The following is a 5,001-nucleotide window of genomic DNA, read 5'->3' on the forward strand; positions in this document are numbered from 1 at the left end:
GACGTACGCGAGCGCTGCGGGGTTGGTGGTGATGTCGACGGTGGTGTACTCGATGCCCTTCTTCTCGAGCACCCGGTAGGTCATGGTGCACTGCACGCACGACGGCTTCGAGTAGACGGTGAGCATCAGTCGTCCCACCGGTCGCCGCGATGCGGGTCGTGCTCGTCGTTGACCGGGGACCAGGCGTGCAGCTCGGCCCACTTCTCGGCGGCGTCGGTGTGTCCGGCCTGGGTGAGGAGGTCGATGATGCCCGTCGCGCGCCAGCACGGCAGCGTCGGAGCGATCGCTTCCGTGACGGCCGGGTCGGAGAGCGTGGCCGCGAAGGCCGCGACGGCCGCCTGGTAGGTCGCCGCCGGGTCGGGCGTGGTCTGCTGCTGCTCGCTCATCGGTGGGTTCCTTCCGGGGTGTGGGCGTCGCCCTCGTCGTCGTCGCTCGCGTGCTCCGCGATCCACAGGTCCGCGGCCTCATCTCGTCCGAATGCTCGCAGGAGTCCGGCCAGAGCGTCGACCTCGGCGCAGCTGAGTCGGACTGCCAGGTCGTCGGCGGTGTCTCCGTGGGAGAACACGGAAGCGAACTCGGCCACCGCGTCGAGGAGGGTCGGCTCCTCGGCCGCGGGGCTGGTGGTGATGGTGTCGGACATGGCGTTTGCTCCTCGGTGGTGGTGCGGGTCAGGATTCGGTGCGGGTGAGGGTGTCCACGAACATGACGCCCTCGGGGCCGGGGATCGTGGCGATGTGTGCCAGCGCCCACCCGTTGCGTGCCAGACCTGAGAGGTCGACGTCGCGCTCGGCGATCCGGCGCAACTGGCTCTGTATCCCGTCCTCGTTCGCGGCCGGGACGAAGGTGCTGACGGTGATGATCTGCTGCATGTTCTTCCTCTTCCTCATCGTTTTTTGCCGTGATTCTCAATCAGGTTTGTCAAGCCAGCGGGGGTGGTCTGGCTCGGTTGTTCTTCCTTCTCTCCCAGCGTTTTTTTGCCTGGAAGGCACGTAGTGCCGAGCAGGGTCGGAGGTGGGAGCGCAACCCGGAGGGCGGAGGAGGAGAGGTTGTCGGCGCGATGTGAGGGAGCGCAGCGACCGCGTGCCGAGAAGCTCGGAGGAGCCGGCCGCGCAGCGGCTTGCGTGGACGCCGGAGGCCCGTACGCTGCCGAAGGCTTCCAGGCAAAAATTCGCGCAGCGCACGACACCGCGCCGGCCTGAGGTCGGCGTCCGCTTGTTCGCGATCTGATGCGCGGAATTGCGGCCGCTCGAAACGGTCCCGACGCTGGACGTCCTAGCGACCGCTCTGCAAGGCAGAGTACAGTTGCTCTACACCACAGAGTGATCGGAGCATCATGTCGCTGACTCGCACGCCCTTAGAAGAACGGGTCCGAGACGCGCGGCACGTGTCATCACTTCCGCTGATCGTCTCCGGCGTCGGAGTGGTAACAGCCGGACTGCTGCCCCTGGCCGGTTCGACGCTGTTCACCGTCGGCTTCCTGATTCCTGCCTTCACGAGCATCGCTCTCTGGATCGTGCTGAGGGCTACTGCTGCTCACGCAGGTGTGGGAATGGGGCGCGAGCGCATGGGGCCGATCGCGGCCGTCATCGCCGCAATCTCGATCTTGACGTTTTTGCCCACGATGTTCGCCGGTCCGGCCTTTCTTGTTGAGTTCGTCGGTCCGGCGTTTCTTGTCGGGGTGCTCCTGTTCGCGATCGGTTGGCGACTCGAAAATCGCAGCCAGTGGCTTGCTGGCCTCGGGGTGGCAGTAGTTTCCCCCTTCCTCTTCAACAGCTTCTTGCAGGACGCTGCCCCCGAGAGCGGGTTGATCCTGGGTGCTTCCTACGGTTCCACGCCTCTGTCAATCGATGGCGTCGTTCTCACGATCGCCGGCATCACCCTCGTCGTTCTGGGTATCAACACTTTCCGGCAGGAGACGGGACGTGCCCGTGGCACCAGGCGCTGAGGAGTCGACCGACGACGAGTTCGCGTCCTTGGACGATGCCGTCCACCAACGAACGCGTCTTGCGATTTTGACCATCCTTCACGAGGCCGGCGAAGCCGACTTCCGGTTCCTGCGCACCACCCTCGACCTCACCGACGGCAACCTTGGACGACACCTCGAAGTCCTACTCAGGGCCGGTCACATCACCACACGACGGGGCTACGACGGCCGCCGAGCCAAGAACTGGGTCGCTCTCACTCCTCAGGGCACCGCCGCCCTCAGCATCGAAGTCGAAGCACTGCGCGCGATTGTCGCGCGCGTCGATCGCGCGCAGAATCCCTGACCAGGATTACCCCGCAGCGAGGTGGTTCACCACGAGTGACGGTTGCCGATGCCCTCCCACGGATTCCCGCCAGCACCGAGACCACGAGCCGCCGACCCATCTGCGATCGTCCCTGACGCGAACGCGGCGGGCTCTGCGCCTGTGGGGTGATAGCTGGTCTGGTCGCGGAAAATTGCCCAGATGACGTTGATGCGGCGTCGGGCGAGTGCGATCAGTGCCTGCTTGTGCGACTTGCCCTCGCCACGTTTTCGCTCGTAGAACGAGCGAGAGACCGGGCAGTTCCTCGACGCGATGAACGCCGCTTGGAAGCAGGCGTTCAACAGCCGCCGGTCGTAGCGCCGTGGCCGGTGGTGGTTGCCGGAGATCTTCCCGGAGTCGCGCGGCACGGGAGCGAGGCCCGCGAAGCTGGCCAGCCGGTCGGGCGTCTCGAATGCGGCGAGGTCAGTACCGGTTGCGGCGAGGAAGTCCGCGGCGAGCCTGCGCCCAAATCCGGGGAGCGACACGAGCAGATCCGCAGAACTGCTGTCCTGTAGAACGGCGTCGATCTCGGCCTCGAGCTCGGCGAGTTCGTCGCGGATGCGGAGCAGATCGCGGGCGGACCGGCTCACCAGCCGGGCCGCGGCATCCTCCCCCGCGACGACCGAGGTCTGCTCGCGCGCGGCTTCCACCGCCGTCTTAGCGACGGCCGCGGACTTCCAACAGCCCTGCCCCTTCAACCACGACGCCAGACGGCTCTCCCCCGTCCGCCTGATCGCGGACGGCGTCGCGTACCGGGTGAGCAGCACCAGAGGTCCCCTGGTCGTCGCGTAGTTGAACGCTCCCTCGAGTGACGGGAAGTAGTGGACCAGGATGGCGCGTAGCCGATTTACGGCGCGGGTGCGGTCGTGCACCAGGTCCTCGCGCCGGGCTGAGAGCAGGCGCAGCTCCGCGGTGACGTCGTCGGCCTGCCGCATCAGCGTCACGTCTCGTCGGGTCCGGGCCTGGTCGGCGATGATGACCGCGTCCTTCGCGTCCGTCTTTGCCTCGCCTCGGTAGGCGCCCGAGGCATGATGAACGACCCGGCCCGAGATGTAGAACAGCGGCTGCGCGTGGGAGCTGAGCAGCGTCTGCAGCAGCCCCGTTCCGCCGTGGTTGAGGTCCGTCGCCCACGCGACGTCGGTGCCACCCGGCAAGGAGGCGACGTCGCCCATCAGGGTCAGGATCGCCGTTTCTCGGTTCTTGAACCGTTGCGAGAGCAGCTTGGTTCCGTTGGTGTCGATGACGACGCAGTGGTGTTCGGTCTTGCCGGCGTCGATACCGGCCCAGAGTTGTGGCATGCAGGGTCCTTCCGTTGAGGGGTGCGGTGCGCCGTGAACGACCGTGCCGGCATGTCCTTACGGGGCGATCTGGTCGCGTTTCTCAATGAGCGGTCCTGCCGTTGCGGGATCCCGGGCGGCTAATCACGGCGTGCCATCAGTCGGCTGAAGGCGGTCAGCCATACCCGGGACCCCTGGCGCGTTCCGGAGCCTACAACTGCCCCGGATCCACGGAAATAACGGTAAGGAAGGCGGTTCTCCGCCTGAGCAACCGGAGGGCGCAGTGCAACCCGCAGGGCGGCGGTGGAGAGAGTTTCGGCGCGATGTGAGGGAGCGCAGCGACCGCGTGCCGAAAGTCTCGGAGGAGCCGGTGGCGCAGCCACTTGAACGGAGCCCGTAGGTAGCTACGACCGCAGCGAAGCGGAGGGAGCCGCCGAAGGCTTCACGGCAAAAAAGGGTGTGAGCCCGTAGGGCGACCAACGGCGGCCGGCGCAGCCGGGCGACCTCTAGGCGGTGCTCCGTCGCCGCTGCACGAGCGCAGCTCGCACCTCCCGGAACGGGCTCCCCGGGGAGCGTGAGGGGCCCGCCCCTCACGGGCTACCTACCTATATAGGTAGGTAGCCCTCGCCCGTTCAGCTCGCGGCGGCCGTCTCGGTGGCGGCGGCTCGGGCTGCCTCGACCTCGGCGGCGGTGTGGTGTCCCTGCACGTCGGCGTAGGCGACTTTGTAGGGGCGGGTTCCGTCGTTCCAGTCGAGCGCGACGGTCACGCTCTTGGGGTTCACGCGGGTAACGACGTGCCAGCCGAAGCGGTGCTTGATCATGTCGCCCTTGGCGATCGTGTCGCGGCTGTGGATCGTGACCTGTCCGGCGGCGGCCTGCGCCTCGCGGACGGCGGTCCAGTAGTCGCGCTGGTCTTCGAGCTGCGCGCGCTGGGTGAGCAGCCGCTCCCGGTAGGCGCCGGTCGCGGGGGCGGTCGTCTCGATGTAGCCGCCACCGAAGTTGTGCGAGCTGCCCTCGATCTTCCGCGTGCACCCGCGAATCTCGGTATCGAGCCGGTCGATGCGGCGGGCAACCATTCCCGGCGCGTAGCGGGATTCGGTGGTCCCGGCGGCGACATCGGCGCGGGCGCGGGCGCGGGTGGCCTCGCGGTCGGCCTCGACGCTGCGGCCCATCGCGTTGTGGGCCTTCTCGATCGCGTTGCGGTGCCGCGTCTCGGAGTGGTGGCCGATCTTGATCGGCTCGCCACCTTCCGGGAGCCGGTCGAACGCGCGGCGCGCGGCCGCGTCGGCGGTGTCGGCGTCCGCGGCGCGCCGGTCGGCCTTCGCGTCGAGCGCATCGACGCGGGCGGCCTGGCGCTCGGTCTTGTCCGCCTCGACCTCGGCAGTGGGCCGGAACGTCTCGTCAGCGTCGATCGTGACCTCGTGGCCGGCCTCGCGCAG

8 protein-coding genes are annotated in these 5,001 nt (G+C 67.7%); 2 read left to right on the forward strand and 6 right to left on the reverse strand.

Going from position 1 to position 5,001, the window contains the following annotated elements; translation table 11 throughout:
- From C5C95_RS16885 to C5C95_RS16900, 4 genes are all read right to left on the reverse strand, one after another.
- A partial coding sequence (locus C5C95_RS16885; protein WP_146080940.1) for a glutaredoxin family protein occupies positions 1 to 129 on the reverse strand: 129 nt, incomplete at its 3' end.
- Positions 126 to 386, reverse strand: a complete 261-nt coding sequence (locus C5C95_RS16890) for a hypothetical protein (RefSeq protein WP_104256091.1) — start codon at positions 384 to 386, stop codon at positions 126 to 128. The genes C5C95_RS16885 and C5C95_RS16890, both read right to left, overlap by 4 nt.
- Entirely contained in the window at positions 383 to 640 is a 258-nt protein-coding gene (locus C5C95_RS16895) for a hypothetical protein (protein ID WP_219814778.1), read from the reverse strand. Before C5C95_RS16895 ends, C5C95_RS16890 begins: the two co-directional genes overlap by 4 nt.
- 28 nt (positions 641 to 668) lie before the next feature.
- On the reverse strand, positions 669 to 869 hold the full coding sequence (locus C5C95_RS16900; protein ID WP_104277494.1) for a hypothetical protein: 201 nt from the start codon (positions 867 to 869) through the stop codon (positions 669 to 671).
- A 464-nt stretch (positions 870 to 1,333) separates the two neighbouring features.
- Between C5C95_RS16900 and C5C95_RS17215 the strand changes: the two genes are divergently transcribed.
- Positions 1,334 to 1,945: a hypothetical protein gene (locus C5C95_RS17215; RefSeq protein WP_146084343.1), complete on the forward strand. Its 612-nt coding sequence runs from the start codon at positions 1,334 to 1,336 to the stop codon at positions 1,943 to 1,945.
- Positions 1,923 to 2,267, forward strand: a complete 345-nt coding sequence (locus C5C95_RS16905; RefSeq protein ID WP_258059507.1) for a transcriptional regulator — start codon at positions 1,923 to 1,925, stop codon at positions 2,265 to 2,267. Before C5C95_RS17215 ends, C5C95_RS16905 begins: the two co-directional genes overlap by 23 nt.
- A gap of 26 nt (positions 2,268 to 2,293) precedes the next feature.
- Here C5C95_RS16905 and C5C95_RS16910 read toward each other — a convergent pair whose 3' ends face one another.
- Positions 2,294 to 3,583, reverse strand: a complete 1,290-nt coding sequence (locus tag C5C95_RS16910; RefSeq protein ID WP_258072691.1) for an IS110 family transposase — start codon at positions 3,581 to 3,583, stop codon at positions 2,294 to 2,296.
- A gap of 611 nt (positions 3,584 to 4,194) precedes the next feature.
- Positions 4,195 to 5,001 (reverse strand): DUF3560 domain-containing protein (locus tag C5C95_RS16915; RefSeq protein ID WP_181125746.1); only part of this gene is annotated, 807 nt, incomplete at its 5' end.

This window comes from Rathayibacter sp. AY1B7, from assembly GCF_002932735.1.
Classification (GTDB): domain Bacteria; phylum Actinomycetota; class Actinomycetes; order Actinomycetales; family Microbacteriaceae; genus Rathayibacter.

Bases quoted from the DNA above. Each gene is read 5' to 3' on its own strand.
- C5C95_RS16890 (WP_104256091.1), bottom strand. From the start codon at position 386: ATGAGCGAGCAGCAGCAGACCACGCCCGACCCGGCGGCGACCTACCAG.
- C5C95_RS16895 (WP_219814778.1), bottom strand. From the start codon at position 640: ATGTCCGACACCATCACCACCAGCCCCGCGGCCGAGGAGCCGACCCTC.
- C5C95_RS16900 (WP_104277494.1), bottom strand. From the start codon at position 869: ATGCAGCAGATCATCACCGTCAGCACCTTCGTCCCGGCCGCGAACGAG.
- C5C95_RS17215 (WP_146084343.1), top strand. From the start codon at position 1,334: ATGTCGCTGACTCGCACGCCCTTAGAAGAACGGGTCCGAGACGCGCGG.
- C5C95_RS16910 (WP_258072691.1), bottom strand. From the start codon at position 3,583: ATGCCACAACTCTGGGCCGGTATCGACGCCGGCAAGACCGAACACCAC.